Below are 15,827 nucleotides of genomic sequence, written 5' to 3'. Positions count from 1 at the left end.
CCGGTCAGTGGTGCGCCGGGGCCGGCTGGCCCGACGGCAGCGGCACCGGCACCGAGGCGACCGCCTGCCGCAACACGTCCGCGGCGGTCACCCCACGCACCTGGGCGTCCGGCGTGAGCAGCAGCCGGTGCGCGAAGACCGGCTCGGTGAGCACCTTCAGATCCTCCGGCATGATCCAGCCCCGGCCGTCGATCAACGCGTACGCGCACGCCGCCCTGGTCAACGCGATCACCCCACGAGGACTGACCCCGACGCGGACCTGCGGATGGGTACGCGTGGCCGCCGCCAGCCGCACCGCGTACGCGTACAACGGCTCGGCGATGTGCACCCGCCGGGCCATCCGCACCATCTCGCCGACGGTGGCGGTGTCGGTCACCGCCGCGAGCGCCTCGGGGGAGCGGACCGTCGCCCCGCGCAGCACCTCCACCTCCACCGACTCGTCCGGATACCCCACCGACAACTTCACCAGGAACCGGTCCAACTGCGCCTCGGGCAGCCGGTACGTACCGTCCATCTCCACCGGGTTCTGGGTGGCCACCACGAGGAACGGCTGCGGCACCGGATGCCGCACCCCGTCCACCGTGACCGTCCGCTCCTCCATCACCTCCAGCAGCGCCGACTGCGTCTTCGGCGACGCCCGGTTGATCTCGTCGGCGATCACGATGTTGGCGAACACCGGGCCGGGGTGGAACTCGAAGCCCCGGGTGGCCTGGTTGAAGATGGTCACCCCGGACACGTCGGAGGGCAGCAGGTCCGGTGTGAACTGGATGCGCCGCCACTGCCCCTTCACCGTCGCCGCGATCGCCCGGGCCAGGGTCGTCTTGCCCACCCCGGGCACGTCCTCCAGCAGCACGTGCCCCTGGGCGAACAACGCGGTCAACGCCAGCCGCACCACCTGCGGTTTGCCGAGCACCACCGTGTTGACGTTCTCGGCCAGCCGGGCGGCCAGGGCGGCGAAGCCCTGCACCTCCTGCTGGGTGAGCGGTTCCTGGCTGTTCACGGTGGTGCTCCTCGCCTGGGCTGGATCAGCAGGTGGGCAGGACGTTTATGTCGTCGCCGCCCTCCAGGTTGAGCCAGGCCCAGGGGATGTAGTTACGTCCGCTGTACTCGACCTGCACCCACCAGGTGCTGCGCTTCTCACTGTTGTAGATGTACGCGTACACCTCTTCGCCCCGCTGCTTGCAGTACGCCTTCAACCGGGTGCCCGGCTTCGCCCAGCCGACCTGTCGATCGTTGTCCTGCCGGGCGACCGAGAAGATCTCGTTGCCGTTGCGGCCGTCACGGTCCCGGTCGCAGTAGGTGGCCTCCGCGCCGGAGTCACCGTTGTTGCAGGTCGCGACGCCGAACAGGGCGTCGGTCTGCTGAGCCCTGGTGGCGGTGCCACTGCCGGCGGCATTCGTCGCCGTCACCGTGAACGTGTAACTGGTGCCGGGGGCCAACCCGCTCATCGTGATGCTGGAACACGGGCCACTCTTCGCCGGCTGACCCGACCGGGACAGCGTACAACTGGCCTGACCGCCACCGGCGTCCACGGTGAACGTCACGGTCGCCGCCGTCGCGGTCGCCGACGACCCGGTCACCGTCACCCGGGGCGCGGCCACCGTACGCGCCGTCGTCGTCGCCTCAGCACCCTCGCCGGCCTCGTTCACCGCCCGGACCCGCACCGTGACATTCTGCCCGTCACCGAGACCGCCCACCGTCGCCCGGGTGTCGGTGACCTCGCTGCGCTTGTCACCCACCTGCACCACGTACCCGGTCACCGGCCGGCCGTTGGCCACCGCCGGCGACCACTGCACCGCCACCGTTCCCGGCTGGTCGGCCACCGTGCTCGCCCGCAACTCCACAGGCTCACCGGGAACCGTGAACGGCACCACCGTGTTGCTCACCGGCGACGCCTCCGACGCCGCGCCCTTGTCGTTGACCGAGACCACCGTGAACGCGTACTGCGTGCCGTACTCCAGCTCACCGGCCTTCACCACCAGCTCGGTGCCGGTTGCCTCACCCACCGGGGCGTTCGTGCCCGCCGAGGTCGCCGACACCGCGTACCTGGCGATCGTGTTGCCCTGACCATTCGCCTCCGGCCACGTCACCACCACCGTGCCGTCCGCCCGCGCCTCGGCGGTCACCTCGGTCGGCGCGTCCGGCACGTCAGCGGTGGGCGTCACCGGGTTGCTGGTCCGGGTCGGCCCGGCGCCCTTCGCGTTCACCGCGTGCACCGAGAACCGGTACGTCTCACCGTTTGTCAGCTCGTTGACCTCCACCGACCGCTGGTTCGCGCCCACCTCCAGGCGCTGCCCGGCACCCTCCACCACATACCGGATGATCTCCGCGCCGTTGGCCGCCGCCGGCCGCCAACTCACCCGGGCCTGCGCGTCACCAGCCGCCGCCGTCACGTTGCGCGGCGCACCCGGCTTGCTCACCTGAGGCTTCTTCGGCGGCGGAGGCGGTGGCGGGGGCTCCGGCGGCGGATCGCCACCGAGCACGTCGTTTGCGTACTTGTCGACCTCCCGCACCTGGTGCGAGTCGTCGACCACCCGCGCGGTCGCCGCGTCCGGCGCGTTGATGAACAGGTAGTTCTCCCGTACCTCCAGCTCCAGCGGGCCACCCCAGCGGCCCCGGATCGTGTCGGTCAGCTGACCCGTCGCGTCGAACGCGTACACCGCGCCCACCGCCTCGTCCGCGCAGTAGAACCGGCCCGCCCAGGCCACCGCCGGACCGAGCCGGTCACCGTCACCCGGCACCGTGAACGACCGCACCTCGCCACCGTCACCGATCGCGTGCACCTGCCGCTGCCCGGGCACCGTCACCGGCACCACCGGCCCGCTGGTCCGTACCGGCAGGATGCCGGGCCCGGTCAACGTCGACGCCAACGCCGTGCGTCGGGTCGTACCGCCCACGACTGTCACCAACGCCCCGGCCGTGCGGTCCAGCACCGCCACCCCGTCGTCCAACGTGGAGACCACCAACTCGTGGCTCGCCTCCGCCACGTCGTACGACTCCACCCGAGGCGAACCCACAGCCGAGTCCGCCGCCTCCGACGGCAGCACCGCCGGAGTGATCGCCGAGACCGTGCCCTCCGCCGGCACCGCCACCCACAGGCGACCCTCACCGTCGAACGCGCCACCGGTGATCCCCGGCGGATAGCGCACCGGCTCGCCCACCGGGGCCAGCGACCGCGGATTCAACTGCCGCACCACACCCTGAACCGCGTCCACCACGAACGCCGCGTCCTCATGCAACGCCACACTCACCCCGAGCCCGGGAGTGGTGGGCGTGGTCGCGGTGATCTGCAACGTCGCCAGGTCCAGCGCGCTGATCTGACCCGTGTTCAGATCCCGCAGCACCAGCAGCCGATCGGTCTGCGTCACCTGCATCGGATGCTGCCGCGCCGCCGGCACCTCCATGCGCGTGTCCACCCGCGCGGTGACCCCGTTGACCCGCGCCAACTCACTGCGCGCCGCGCTCCACAACCACGAACTCGCGTCGTAGTTGGCCACCGCGTTGTCCGCCGAACCCAGGCCGAGCACGGTCAGCCCCATCGCCGCCAGCAACGCCAGCACCGTACCCACGGTGACGAGACCACCGCGTACCCGGGACCGGGATCGTGGGGTTCGGGTCGCAACGGCCTCGTCGATGCTCGCCACAGCCGGCAGCCTCCCGTGTCGTCTCGGCAGGTGGCGCCCCCGTTACGGCGACCCCTCCCCTGAGCCGGGAGCCATCATATGGTCACGCTGCGGACCCCGGGAACCCGCACCGTCCGGCTGTGGACACCCAGCGTGGCGTGTCGTCGGCGTGTCCCGCCACGACAGTCCGACCGGGACCCGTCCCACCGCCGATCAGTCGGTCGTGTCGACCTGCCGCGACGTGCACACCTGGTCGGAGGTGGCGAACTGGTCGGTGTCATAGACGGCCAGCACCGCGAAGCAGTAGTTCACCCGGGTGCTCAACCCGTTGACGGTGTAGCTGGTCCGACCCGGGTCCACCGTGGCCATCATGCCCAGCGACTGCCCGTTCCGCCCACCGGCCACCATGAACGGCACCAGTCCGTCCGACGGGTCCGTCCAGGTCAACGTGATCGTGGTGGTGTCATCGCGCATCGTCAGGTTCCCGGGCGGCGGCCCGACCGAACCCGGCGGTGACGTCGGCGCCGATGAAGGTTCCACCGGAGGTTCGGCCCGCCGGTCCAGGACCAACAGCCCCACCCCGATCACCGCGGCCAGGGCCACCAGCACCGCCACCACCGCCACCACGATCGCCACCCGGTTGCGACCCGGCGCCGGCTCCGCGGTCGGCATCGCCAGCGGCCCCTGGTACGACGCGGCGATCCCCGGAAGCTGAGCACCGGACTGATTCCAGGCCGGCGGCGCAACAGGTCCCGGATAGGGCGGCGGCGCGCCGTGAACGGCGGGCTGCGGATAGGTCGGAGAGCCGTGCGGCTGGCCACCAAGGCCCGGCAACCGGGGATCACCCTGCTGCGCCCCGCCCCCCGGCCCGTAGGCTCCGGCCCCGCTCACCGGCCCGTACGGGCTGGGTCCGCCGCCCTGTCCGTGCGAGGCACCGCTGACCGGTCCGTACGGCGCAGGTTGGGCGGCTCCGCCGGTAGGTGGGTAGTTGGTCGGCCCGCTGACGGGTGCTCCGCTGGTAGGTGGTGCATACCCGGATGGTCCGCTTGTCGGTTGTGGGTGGCCGGGCGCTCCGGGAGTCGCTGCATGACCCGGCGGTCCGCTGGTCGGGCCGGGCTGGGGCAGTGGTGCGGTCATCTCGTGCGGGCCGGCCGTCGGGCTGACCAGCGAGGTGCTGTGCGGCGGCACGGACGAGCCCGGTGGCGCGCTGACTGGTGGTCCGCTTACGGGTGGCGCACTTACCGACGGTGCCCAGCCGGGCGGTGCGCTGACCGGCGATGCGCTGACGGGCGGTCCGCTTACCGGCTGCCCCCCGGCCGGCGGCCCGGTGACCGCCGATGACCAGGCCGGTGACGTGCTCACCGGCGAGGGCACGCCATCCGGTTCGGGCGGTTGGGGCGTACCGCCGGCCCGGGCGGCTTCCTCTTCCAGCAGCGGCCCGATCTGCTGGACGCGGATCGTGGGCCGGGCCCACTCCGGATGCCCGATCGAGGCGGCCTCGCTGCCCGCCGACGTCGACCCGTCGGCGGTCGGCAAGGGCCCCAGCACGCCCGTCTGCTCGTCGTCCTCGATCCGCTGACGGGGAGCCGTTCCGGACGACGGCGGGCCCGGTGTCGTGCGCGACGCCGCGGTGGGCGACGGGGCGGTGTACGACGGAGCCGGCACCTCGCCGGCAGACCTGGACACGGCAGCACCCGAAACCGGCGGTACCACCGGCGCGGGTGGCACCGCAGCCGAGCGGGCCTGGTCGACAGGAGGCACGACCGGGCGGGTCGACCGATCATGAGGTGCCGCCCGCGTCTGTGGCACGACCGGCGGCGGCACCGTGGGCGGCGGCGGCACCGAAACTGATGGCGGCGGTAGCCGAGGCCCGGGCGGCGTTGCGGGTGCGGAGGAGACCTGACGCGGGATCTGCGGCACCACGGAAGCTGGCACGACGGGCGGTGGCGGGATCTGCGGCGGCGCCGCTGGCGGCACGGTGGGCGGCGGCGCAACCTGTGACGGGGCGGGTGGTCCCGACTCGACCGAGGTCGGCGGCGCCAGCGGCACGACAGGTGGCGGCGGTGCGGCGGACCCCTGTGGTGAGCCGTGCTGGGGAGGGGCCGTCGCCGAGGCAGGGCCGCCGGTAACGGGTCGATCGACGGCCGGCGCGGATGCCGACGAAGAGGTGGAACGTACCGGTGCTGCGGTTGACGCGTCGTGCGGCTTCCACAGCGTGGAGAGGGCAGCCAGGGACACCGTAGGTGCGTCAAGCGCCCCGTGGCCGGTCCGGCTGGCCGGGCCGGAATGAGGGGCGGCCAGGACCACGGGCTGGGGAGCGGGAGCGGCGTCGCCGAGGTACTCCCGTGCCGTGCGTACCGCCGGATGGTCGGCGCCGAGCACGGCGGGGCCGGCGGCGGCCACACGGGTGTAGTTCCGGCGCGCCTCGTGGCGGTTGCCCAGTTCGTCCGCGACGGACCCCAGCTCGAAGGCCAACGCCAGCATCAGCGGATCGGCATGCGGCCAACGGCGCTCCCCGGCGGCGAACGCCTCCTCCAACACCCGCCGGGCCGCGCTCGGATCGTCCGCCTCCCGATGCAGCCTGGCCAGCAGGTGAGCGGTGCTGAGCACGTCCGGATGATCCTTGCTGAACGGCGGCCGGGTGGACTCGACCGCATCGATCAACAGGTCACGGGCAGCGGCGAGGTTACCGGCACCACGCAGCGCGAGGGCCCGTTGTTGAGCGACGGCCAGGGGAGAGGCATGGGGCACGAGGCCCATGCTGCCGGGTACGGGCACCTCGACGCTACCCGGCGACGGCCCGCCGCGACCCCCTCGCAACGACAGCCGGACAAGCCCGATGCCGATGTGCATGATCCATCTGCGGCGTGTACAGTAACTCCCCGTGCAGCCCACCGGGCGGCCCACCGGTGATGAGGTCACCGAGGCTGACACGGTAGGCTGGGCAAGTAGGTCCGGGTGGCGGAATGGCAGACGCGCTAGCTTGAGGTGCTAGTGCCCGTATAGGGCGTGGGGGTTCAAGTCCCCCCTCGGACACATCATTACCACATGCCGATCATGATTGTGCTGGGTCTACCTGCACGAATCTGGCCGTGATTGGTGTGCAGTGCGTCTGATCGCACACGACGTGGATCTTATTCACGCGTAGGAAGGCGGCCAGCGTGTGCGGGCTGTGAGTGTCTCTGGCGATGCTGGGATGGCCGGCCAGTCTGGCGATGACGTGGTCCTCCCGCAGGTAGAGGATCTTGCGGCGTTGGTTGGCGGGGTGTTGGGTGCTGGTGTGCCCGTGGCGGCATCGGTAGCCGGGGCGTTGGTTGACCCAGTGGGCGTCCATCCTCCGGCCGCATGATCCGCATCGCAGCAGGCCGGTGAGTAGGTAGCTGCGGGTGGTGCCGTCGTGGGCGCTTCGGCGGGAGCGGATGGCCTGGGTGGCGATGAACTCCTGCTCGGTGACAAGGGCGGTGTGGGCTTGTTGTTTGGAGATCACCCAGTCCTTGGTGTTGTTCCATCGGACGGTTCCGTGTGCGTCGCGGGTGCCGTCGGCGGTGTCGATGTCGGTGCGTTGCCGGTTCCATACCTGCCGGCCGGTGTAGCGGGGGTTGGCGAGGATCGCCGAGACTGTTCGGAGGGTCCATCTATCGTTGGTGCGGTGGTGGTTGCGGCCGGGGTCGACGGTTGAGGGGCAGGCGACGGCGTCGTCGTTCAAGGCGCGAGCGATGCTGGCGAGGCTGTGACCGGCGAGTCGTTGGGCGAACATTCGCCGCACGTGTGCGGCCGTGGCCGGGTCGGGTTCGAGTCGCTGAAGTCGACGACCCCATCGAGCGTGTGCGGCATTGGGGTGGGGACCCGCGTCGACAAGTTGGTATCCGTAGGGTGGCCTGCCGCCGAGGTAGCGGCCCTGCTCCCGCGCCTGAGTGCGCATCGCGGTGATGACTCGGTGCCGGGAACGCTGCACCTCGCGCTTGGACTGGACACCCAGCAACATGATCAGCGCCTGGTGGGTTGGTTTGCGACAGTCGACGGGCCCATCCGTTTCGGGTAGCCACAGTTGCACATCGTGCTGTTCGAGCAGCGGCATCAGGTTCAGCAGTTGGTTTCCGGAGAAGGCTCTCTCGTACTCGCCGACCACGATCGCGTCGAACCCGCGAAGAGGGTCGCCGAGCCTGGCCAACAGAGCTGTCGATTGCGGGCGGTGCCGCCAGCTGCGGCGACGGGAGCAGCCGACGTCAAAGTACTCGGTGACGATCGCCCCGTGACCGGACACGAGGTCGGTCGCGCAATCCAGCTGCCAGTTTCGGGACGTCGCTCGGTCCTGGTGCTCAACCGTCGACATCCGACCGTAGAACGCGAAGCGCAGATTGCCCCGCCGACGGACCCGTGGCTTTGTACGCGCCTCCGACTGCTCGTTCAGCCATTGGGCCAGGGGATCCTTTACACCTTGGTCATCTGACACGTCGCCCTTCATACCGAAGATTCCTCGTGGTGGAGCCGCACAGGAGGTCCGTCTCCACCAGGCCCCAACTTCCGGCCGGTTGGGTGGCAGCGGCATTGATCGGCCTGTCGGAGCCAAACCGGCGTGAACCGGAGCCTGGCAGGCTTCGCCACACGGGAGCGGGGGACTGCGGCATCTTCGTCGCACATGCGCCAACCAGAGCCGCAGCTACTCCAGTGCATCGAAGTGGACGAGGTACCGGTGCAACTGCTCCTTCTTTGCGTACCGGTGCAGCTCGTCGAGGGTGGGTGTGGTCACCTCGAGTTGTTCGGCCACCGTCCTCAGCCGGCCGGTGAGGTCGGCTCTGGTACGGACATCGCGGAGTTGCGTCATGGCCAGAGCCCGTCGCAGTGCTGCCTGCCGTCGTAGCTTTGCGTCGTCGGTCCAGATCTGCACGAAGTGCCGCTTGCGTAGCTGGTACGACCCGATTCGACTGAGTGGCATCTTTGGTGTGCCACCGAAGCTGTCCGCAACGAGGGTTGCGCGCCAGACACCGCTGGGCAGCTGCCGTAGGGTGCCCTTTCGTTTGCCGTCCGCGAGCCAATTGGTCCAGATCTCTCGCGGGTCCTGCGACGGCTCGGCTGCGATCAGCGTCCTGATTAGCGGGACCCGGTCACACAGTGACTCCAGGAAGGTGTCTCGTTCGCCGTGCACCCCGCTGTAGGCCAGCAGCCGACCGTCGGCGTCCTCGATGAGGTAGGCCGGCAGGTAGGCGTCCTGGTGCCCGAGCACGCGCAGATTCCGCAGTTGCTTCGGCAGGTTGAAGTCGAATCGGTCCGGTCGCTCTCCGAGCTGCGTGACGATCTCAGGCCGGAAGGTCGAGGACGAGAAGAGCGGAGCGAAACGTGATCCGTCGCTGACCCGTTCAGCGGGCACGTGGGGTGTGGGCAGCAGGCTCAGCGAACCTTGGTAGTGGCTGCGGGGGAGCGGGCGGGCGGTGAAGCGTTCGACGAGAAGCTGCTGGCGGCTTTCCTTCGGAACGTAGCGGACGTCGGCCCGGGCGGAGCTTTCCCCGAGCGGGGTAAGCGTTACCAGCCCCTCGGTGTTGCGGACGTGGCCGATGAGAGTGAGGAATGCCAGGCAGCGTTCCACGAGTGAGGTGGGTAGACCGTAGAAGGCTGCCAGGTCCGCCGATCGGTGCAGCCCGGCTTCCAGGATGCCCCGCACCAGGAAGCGATCGATCACCTCGTATGCCTGCTCGTCGTATACCTGTGCAGCTGTCTCGACCTGCCAGAGCGGCCAGAGCACGGGGAAGAGCCGCGCCGGGCGCACCCCTGGCACGGTGACTGCGTGCTCGATGGCTCGTTGGGCGGGGTAAATGACCCGGGTCACGAGAACGTCCCGCTTACCGTGCTGATCGTCAGCGTGGATGCTGCTCCGTCAGTCATTGAGCACCCCCTCGATCTCCCGGGAGGGTCGGCGGTCACCCACCGCGTCGAGATGGGCGATCAACGATTGGATCAACGCGGCGAATCCCGGGTCCCGTGCGGCACGCAAGGTAGTCGTATCGCCCACCAGGACGAGTTGACGCCGGGGTCGGGTGATTGCCACGTTGAGGCGTCGGAGTTCGGTGAGAAAGCCGATCTGGCCTCCGTGGTTGCTGCGGGTGAACCCGTAGACGATCAGATCCCGTTCACCGCCTTGGAACGAGTCGACGGTGCCCACGTTGTCGGCCACCCCGGCGTCACCAAGCTCCCTTCTGAGTAGCTGAGTGATCAGCTCCGCCTGTGCCCGATACGGGACGATGACCGCCCAGTCGGCGTATCGTGTGGCGTTCCGGCCCAACAGCTGGACGATCAGCCGGGCCTCCAGCTCGTTGACGTAGCCGGGCCGTCCCAGCCCATCCACCGAGCGGTCGGGCTGCTCCCTCCGCCGCGTCGCTGGCTGGTCCGACGTGTCGATCATCGCCAGTGGCGCGCTGAACACAGGGTCGGGCGGACCGCCGGGATGATCGGTCTCCAATAGTCCGCGGTAGAAGGTGTTCGACACGAACTGGGCCAGCTCCGCCGGCATGCGTCGCTGCACCCGCAACATGACCCGGTTGGTGTCTGCCAACCGGGGATACAGCCGTTCGAAGGCGCTGCGCCGCAGCACGTCAGCGACCAGTGTCGCGACCTCAGGGGGCCTATCGGAGGCGATGCTGTCGGCCCAGCTGCGTACCTCGTCGTCGAGGAAGGGTGGCAGTTGATTGTGGTCGCCGACCAGCACCGCTCGGCGGGCCCGTACCAGCGGCACCAACAGGTTCGGCGTCGAGATCTGCCCGGCCTCGTCGACGATCGCCACATCGAATTCCAACTCGGCCAGCAGGGTGGTGGTGGCGGTGCCAATGCAGGTGGCCGCCACCACATCCGCGTACCGGACCAGCTCTCGATGCAGGTCCTGCTCGGCGACGGCCACCTGCTCACGCCACTGCGCGAGTAGCCCGGCCCGATTGCGGGCCAGGGCTGCCGCCGACATCAGCTCCTCGTATAACCGCGTCCAGCCGGCCAGATCGTCAGGCACCCCACCGGGCACTGCGACCGCTGGGCGCAGCACCTCGCGCGCTGCTTCCACTGCCCGAGTGGCCTCGCCGAGCGCCTTCTCATACATCTTGGAAGCACCGTCGCGGGCACTGGTGATTGCCCGAACTCCCGGGTCGGCGGCGACCAGCGCGTCGGCTCGGGCACGAACCGCAGCATACGACTCCTCGGCCAGTCGCATTGCCGTCCGCGCGGCGTTGAGCTGCTCGGAGATCGCGGCGAGATGCCGTTCTCGGCGGTCGGCGAGCCAGCGGAAGAAGAAGGCCGGCACTCCTGAGGCGGCTCGCCGCCGTGCCGTCTCGGCCTGCCGTTCATGGTGGCGGTGCCTTTCGGCGAGCGGTACCACACTCTCACGTGACTCCCGTGCTCGCTGGTCGGCGGCAGCGAGCTGTGCGGCGAAGGGTGCGATCGCCCGCTCGACCGCGGCTGCCAGCTCGGCGGTGCGGAACTGGACGTCCCGGTTCGCGCCCTGGGCCTCCGCTAGCCGCGCGGCCAGGTACCCGAGCCACCGCCCAGCCTGGTCATCGGTGCCGGTGAAGGTAGCCAGGCGGGAAGCCGTACCTGCGGTTGCCGCGAGAATCTCCTGCCGTAATGCTTCGACCTGCGTCTCCACCATGAACCCGCGTGCTTGCGCGGTCATTGTGTCCTCGTTACCGACCCGGACCGCCCGGACATCCGGCGGTAGTCGTTCGAGCACGTTGTCGACGGCGCGGTTGGTGTGGGAGGTGACCAATACCCGCTGCCCACGTTCGGCGCACCCGGCGGCGATTTCGGTGATGGTGCGGGTCTTCCCGGTGCCGGGCGGTCCAAGCACCAACAGCAGATCGGGCACGGTCAGGGCAGTGCGGAAGGCATGCAGCTGCGCCGGGTCGAGCGTCTCGCGTGGCTGCGCATCGGAGTCCGGCCGGTACGGCGCGAGACGCTGGTCGACCAACTGGGTGAGCAGGTGGGGCTGGGTGCCACGTTGTTCCCGGAGAGTCTCCACCGCGTCGAGCTGCGCGCGGTAGACCCGGTCGCTGGGCAGCACCTGCAACGCACCTTGCTGGGGGATGCGGGCGTAGTCGACGGTGTCGTCGAATCTTACGGTGATCTCCCGGTCCTTGATCCGCAGCACCCGGCCGCGCAAGTCGGGTTGATCGGTGACGAAGACCAGCGCACCTCGGCCTACGGTGGCGTCACGGAGCAGGTGGAAGGCGTAGACGCCGCGGGCGGAGTACCGCTCCTCACGGGTGCTGGCCAGCTTCCGGTACGGCAGGGCCGGCTCCCGGCGTTGCCGCGCGATCTCGATATCCCGGGTTGCCTCAATGACCTCGGTGAGCAGGTCGAGATACTCGACATGATGTGCTGGCATCGGTGGTGTCACGCCCGGACGGGGGACGGCGAGATCAGCCCAGGCCCGGCAGAGCAGCGGCCAGTGTGACGACGACCGCTGCGGCACGTCCCGGACGTGGTGGTAGGCCCACCAGCCCCTCGTACCGCTGAGGACCAGCGCCGCCTTGAGAAGGCGTTCCTGGTCCTTGAAGGAGAGCGGTGCGACGTGTCCGAGCTGGTACGCGTCACCGTGGTTGGTGGGGTAGAGCCAGGCTGCCCAGCGCTCGCCGTAGACGACCAGTCGGGAGCGGTCCGGCTCGACCCGGGCCGGCAGCGCGTTCGACGACGCCAACCTGCCGAACTCGTTGATCAGCACCGAGGGGTCCCGCAAGCCACCCTGGGCCAGTTGATCGATGGCCTTGCCGGATGGTACGACCGCGACCGGGCCAGGCAGGATCAGGGACGCGACGGTCAGGGCGTGCCTCCCTGGGACAGCAGCCGACGTCCCTCGCGGAAGGCACCCGCGAGGGCACGTGTCTCGGTGGAACGGCGGGACGGGTCCGGATCTAGGCAGCGCAATAGCAGATCGTCGATGTGATCGGGCAGCTCGGGCAGAGTGGTCCGGATCGGCGGCGTTGCGTGCGGCGATGGCGGATGGCCGGTCATCGTGTGATAGACCAGCGCCGCCAGCTGGTAGACGTCGACTGGAGCGGCGGATCCGTTGCCCCGGTGCTGCTCCGGTGCGCGGTAGCCGGGAACGCCCTCGCCTGGCTGGGGCGTGAGAGCGGCCAGACCGCCGTCAACCAGCGTCGCGCGCCTCGTACGCCCGCAGAGCACGATGCTGTCGGGACCGAGCGCCCGGTGACTTGCCCCTTCCCCGTGCAGCACCGTCAAGGCGGCACAGACATCGGCGGCGGCACCGAGCACGCCGGCAGCGGCGAACCGGGCCAGCGGCGCACCTGTGGGGCCGAATGCCTGCCGCCAGGTGGGCCCGGACGGCAGCACCGTGACCAGCGTGGTGGAGGCAGCATCCTCGGTCAGGTTGTCGAACGACGGTAGCCCTGCTGCACCGTTCAGCTTGCGTAGGAGGCGGCCCTGCGCGCGCATCTCCTCACGGCGCCGCTGGGCCACCGGAGTGTCCCGGATGAGGCGGAGTTGGCGGATCCGGACTCGGAGCGGGTCGTGCTGGACCCGGTCGGCGGTCGCCTCCCGCCAACTCCACGAGTGGTCGTTGCTGATCTGTTCGACGGCGTCGCCGTGCAGTAGGTAACTGTGCGTGCCGATCCTGCGCTCGTCACCACCACGCCAGGAGTCCTGAGCGTGGTCCCGGTACTGCCGGGGCCTCTCGGTCCTGATCATGACAGGCTGCGAGCGCTCCGGCTCGTCTGTATCGCCACTGTCCTGATAGGGGTGGTAATAGGCGCGCCGAACATATCGTGCGGCGGGCTGCATGAGCTGACTCCGCAAGGCCGTCTCGTCCCACAGGAACAGCCGCACTCCGGTGAGCCGCGTCCGTGTCGGGCCCCAGCTGTCCCACCACTGGGCCATCTGCGGATCGAAGCTCGACGGTACGCAGAGCACCCACTCCTGAATCTGGTAACCATGCTGACGCGCGTTGCGTACCGCCGAAGCGAACGAATCCTCGATCTGCCGGCGATGGTTCCGTGTGACCCCGTGCGGGAAGTACTTCGCCTGCCAGATCGTGATCTGACCGTTGAGGTCGCCGACCAACGCGTCGATGCCCCAGTCGCCACCGTTGGCGAACACGAGCCGGGCGTCACCGCGTACCGCCTCGACCAGGAGCGCGATCATCTGTTCGAAGTCCTCGCGGGCACCTGTCGCTCCTGCCCGTGCCTGATGCGCGAAGAAGTGGATCGGCGGTTCCCCCGATGCCGCCCGCGTCACCGCGCCATCACGTCCCTGTCGTCGCCAGGTGTCGATGCCTACGGCAGCGAGCATCCCAAATGACCGGCGACAACGGCAAGACAAAACCCCGGCGTGGTGACGTCACCCGCGAGGACGATGATCGATCTCGGCGAGCTGAGGGGTTTTCAGCAACGGTGACCGCAAGTATGTTTACGCCCACGGAGCGCGTCCAGTGTGGGCCTGGGGCAAGGTGGATGAGTTACGGGAAGTACAACCATCAAGGTTATTTTGGCGAGAGCTTCGTGCGTGTCCTGGCCAGCGCCGCCGGCCTGATCGCCGGTCAGCAGGACGTCGACCACACCGGGGTGGACTTCTCCATCGACTTCCCGGGCACGCGTGGCACGGTCCGCTTTCCGAAGATCGAGGCGCAGGTCAAGTCCTGGTCCAGTCCCAAAGGGACAGACAGTGACTGGCTCTACCCCATGGATGTGCGCCACTACAACAATCTTGCAGGTGAGGGGTTCGCCGTGTCGCGCTACCTCTTCCTGATCATCGTTCCTTCGGACGTCGGTCAGTATGCCCAGGCGGACGAGACATCCCTACGACTCAGTCACTGCGGATACTGGGCGTCGCTGCGGAAGTCGCCGTTGCTCGACCACGCCGCGCAGCGCCACGTCACGGTGCCGGTGCCGAAGCGCAACCTGCTGACCGTCAAGGGCCTGCAATCGCTTCTCGAACCCCGTCCGGCGCAACGGGTGCCTGCGTCATGATGCCCTCTGTCGCCCTGAGCGCTGACGAGCTGCACACCGCGTCGAGCCTGACACCCGAAACATTGAGCCGCTATCTGTCGTCGACCGGTTGGGCGCCAGAGCAGCGCCTCGAACGGGCGACCCTGTGGTCGCGGCACGAGGCCGACGGGGACTTCCAGGTGCTCGTCCCCGGTGACCAGGACCTGCGCGACTACCCGAGTCGCGTCACCGACCTCCTCACCACCGTGGCGGCCGTCGAGGAGCGCCCGATCCGGCTCCTCCTCGACGATCTGGCCACCACCGGCGCGGACACGCTCTCCTTCCGGCTCCTACCCAGCGGCCCCTCCGGGACGATCCCCCTGTTCAACGCGGTGGATGCGTTGGCGGGAGTACGGGAGCTGGTCGTCTCCTCGACCTACGCCCTGATGAATGAGCAGCCGATGCTGGTGCAAGGCCGGCGACCGGAAAGTGTGTTCGACTTCGCGCGCACCGTTCGACTGGGCACGCCACGTGCCGGAAGCTGGGCGATCGCGGCGCAGCTCGCCATTCCACGCGCCGACGCTAACGCCGCTCCACCACTCGCCCGGCAGGTATCCCTACAGATGCACCGCGCGGTGAGGGCATGCTTCGCCGCCTCGGGCGAGGCGCAGCGCGACTTCAGTCTTGAGCTCTTTCTCCGCCGTACCGGTGAGGGCGTGTCGGCGAACGTCTGTGACGCACTGGCCAAGCTCGGCCGCGACGGTGTTCCCTACGACGTCAGGTTCAACTGGGCTGTGCAACGCCCGTCCTCCGTGCCGGCTCGATCGTTCCGTTTCAGCACCCGCCGAATCGAGGTGCTGCACACGGCGGCGGAACAGCTCAAGGTGGCCGTTCCGGACGGCGAGGTCACGGTCGAGGGCCAGGTCAGCAGGCTGCGGCGGGACATCGGCGAGGGCGGCCAGGCGACTGTGCGGGGCCCGATTTCCACTGTGTACGGCTCGTCGGAACGGTCCGTCCGGGTGTTCCTGCCGGATGTGCTCTACCAGCGGCTCGTCGACGCGCACGGGCGCCGGCAACACGTACGGGTCGTGGGAATCGCGATACGTGGGCGAATCGAGCGGGTTTCCCGCGTCGAGGTTCTCGGCAACACCACCGCATCCTGACCGATACACCTGCGGCAAATCCGCCGCTCGTACGACCGCCAGCACTTTTGATCCGGCTAGCAGGAACGGATGACGGGTCTCCGGCCACCGCGTTTCTACATAGGATCTTCGGACCGCAGCGGCTC

At 69.3% G+C, this 15,827-nt stretch carries 9 protein-coding genes and 1 tRNA gene; 3 read left to right on the top strand and 7 right to left on the bottom strand.

Annotated features, from left to right (window positions below; all coding sequences use genetic code 11):
* Positions 1–4: 4 nt before the first annotated feature.
* The 3 genes from Van01_RS24150 to Van01_RS33235 form a co-directional block, all read right to left on the bottom strand.
* Entirely contained in the window at positions 5–1,000 is a 996-nt protein-coding gene (locus Van01_RS24150) for an AAA family ATPase (RefSeq protein ID WP_099844998.1), read from the bottom strand.
* A 25-nt stretch (positions 1,001–1,025) separates the two neighbouring features.
* Positions 1,026–3,635, bottom strand: a complete 2,610-nt coding sequence (locus tag Van01_RS24145; protein WP_373306289.1) for a fibronectin type III domain-containing protein — start codon at positions 3,633–3,635, stop codon at positions 1,026–1,028.
* 201 nt (positions 3,636–3,836) lie between these two features.
* The gene (locus Van01_RS33235; protein ID WP_239099261.1) at positions 3,837–6,374 is read right to left on the bottom strand and encodes a tetratricopeptide repeat protein; all 2,538 of its coding nucleotides are present in this window, start codon (positions 6,372–6,374) and stop codon (positions 3,837–3,839) included.
* Positions 6,375–6,575: 201 nt separating this feature from the next.
* On the opposite strand from Van01_RS33235, the gene Van01_RS24130 reads away from it, so the two are divergent.
* A tRNA-Leu gene (locus tag Van01_RS24130) sits at positions 6,576–6,659 on the top strand.
* 19 nt (positions 6,660–6,678) lie between these two features.
* On the opposite strand, the gene Van01_RS24125 is transcribed toward Van01_RS24130, so the two are convergent.
* The 4 genes from Van01_RS24125 to Van01_RS24110 form a co-directional block, all read right to left on the bottom strand.
* A complete protein-coding gene (locus tag Van01_RS24125) occupies positions 6,679–7,956 on the bottom strand; it encodes a recombinase family protein (RefSeq protein WP_204011930.1) in 1,278 nt (425 codons plus the stop codon).
* A 327-nt stretch (positions 7,957–8,283) separates the two neighbouring features.
* Entirely contained in the window at positions 8,284–9,447 is a 1,164-nt protein-coding gene (locus Van01_RS24120; protein WP_204011928.1) for a hypothetical protein, read from the bottom strand.
* A gap of 48 nt (positions 9,448–9,495) precedes the next feature.
* Entirely contained in the window at positions 9,496–12,321 is a 2,826-nt protein-coding gene (locus Van01_RS24115; protein ID WP_204011926.1) for an AAA domain-containing protein, read from the bottom strand.
* 95 nt (positions 12,322–12,416) lie between these two features.
* Positions 12,417–13,904 (bottom strand): protein kinase domain-containing protein, encoded by a 1,488-nt coding sequence (locus tag Van01_RS24110; protein ID WP_204011924.1) that lies wholly within the window; start codon positions 13,902–13,904, stop codon positions 12,417–12,419.
* Positions 13,905–14,065: 161 nt separating this feature from the next.
* On the opposite strand from Van01_RS24110, the gene Van01_RS24105 reads away from it, so the two are divergent.
* Both Van01_RS24105 and Van01_RS24100 read left to right on the top strand, forming a co-directional pair.
* The gene (locus Van01_RS24105; protein ID WP_204011923.1) at positions 14,066–14,581 is read left to right on the top strand and encodes a DUF4365 domain-containing protein; all 516 of its coding nucleotides are present in this window, start codon (positions 14,066–14,068) and stop codon (positions 14,579–14,581) included.
* Entirely contained in the window at positions 14,581–15,702 is a 1,122-nt protein-coding gene (locus Van01_RS24100) for a hypothetical protein (RefSeq protein WP_204012084.1), read from the top strand. The genes Van01_RS24105 and Van01_RS24100 overlap by 1 nt, the downstream gene beginning before the upstream one ends.
* Positions 15,703–15,827 lie beyond the last annotated feature (125 nt).

The sequence above is a fragment of the Micromonospora andamanensis genome, from assembly GCF_016863495.1.
Taxonomy (GTDB): Bacteria; Actinomycetota; Actinomycetes; order Mycobacteriales; family Micromonosporaceae; genus Micromonospora; species Micromonospora andamanensis.
Note: the sequence above shows the minus strand (reverse complement) of the source record. Positions and strands in the feature narration are given on the sequence as shown.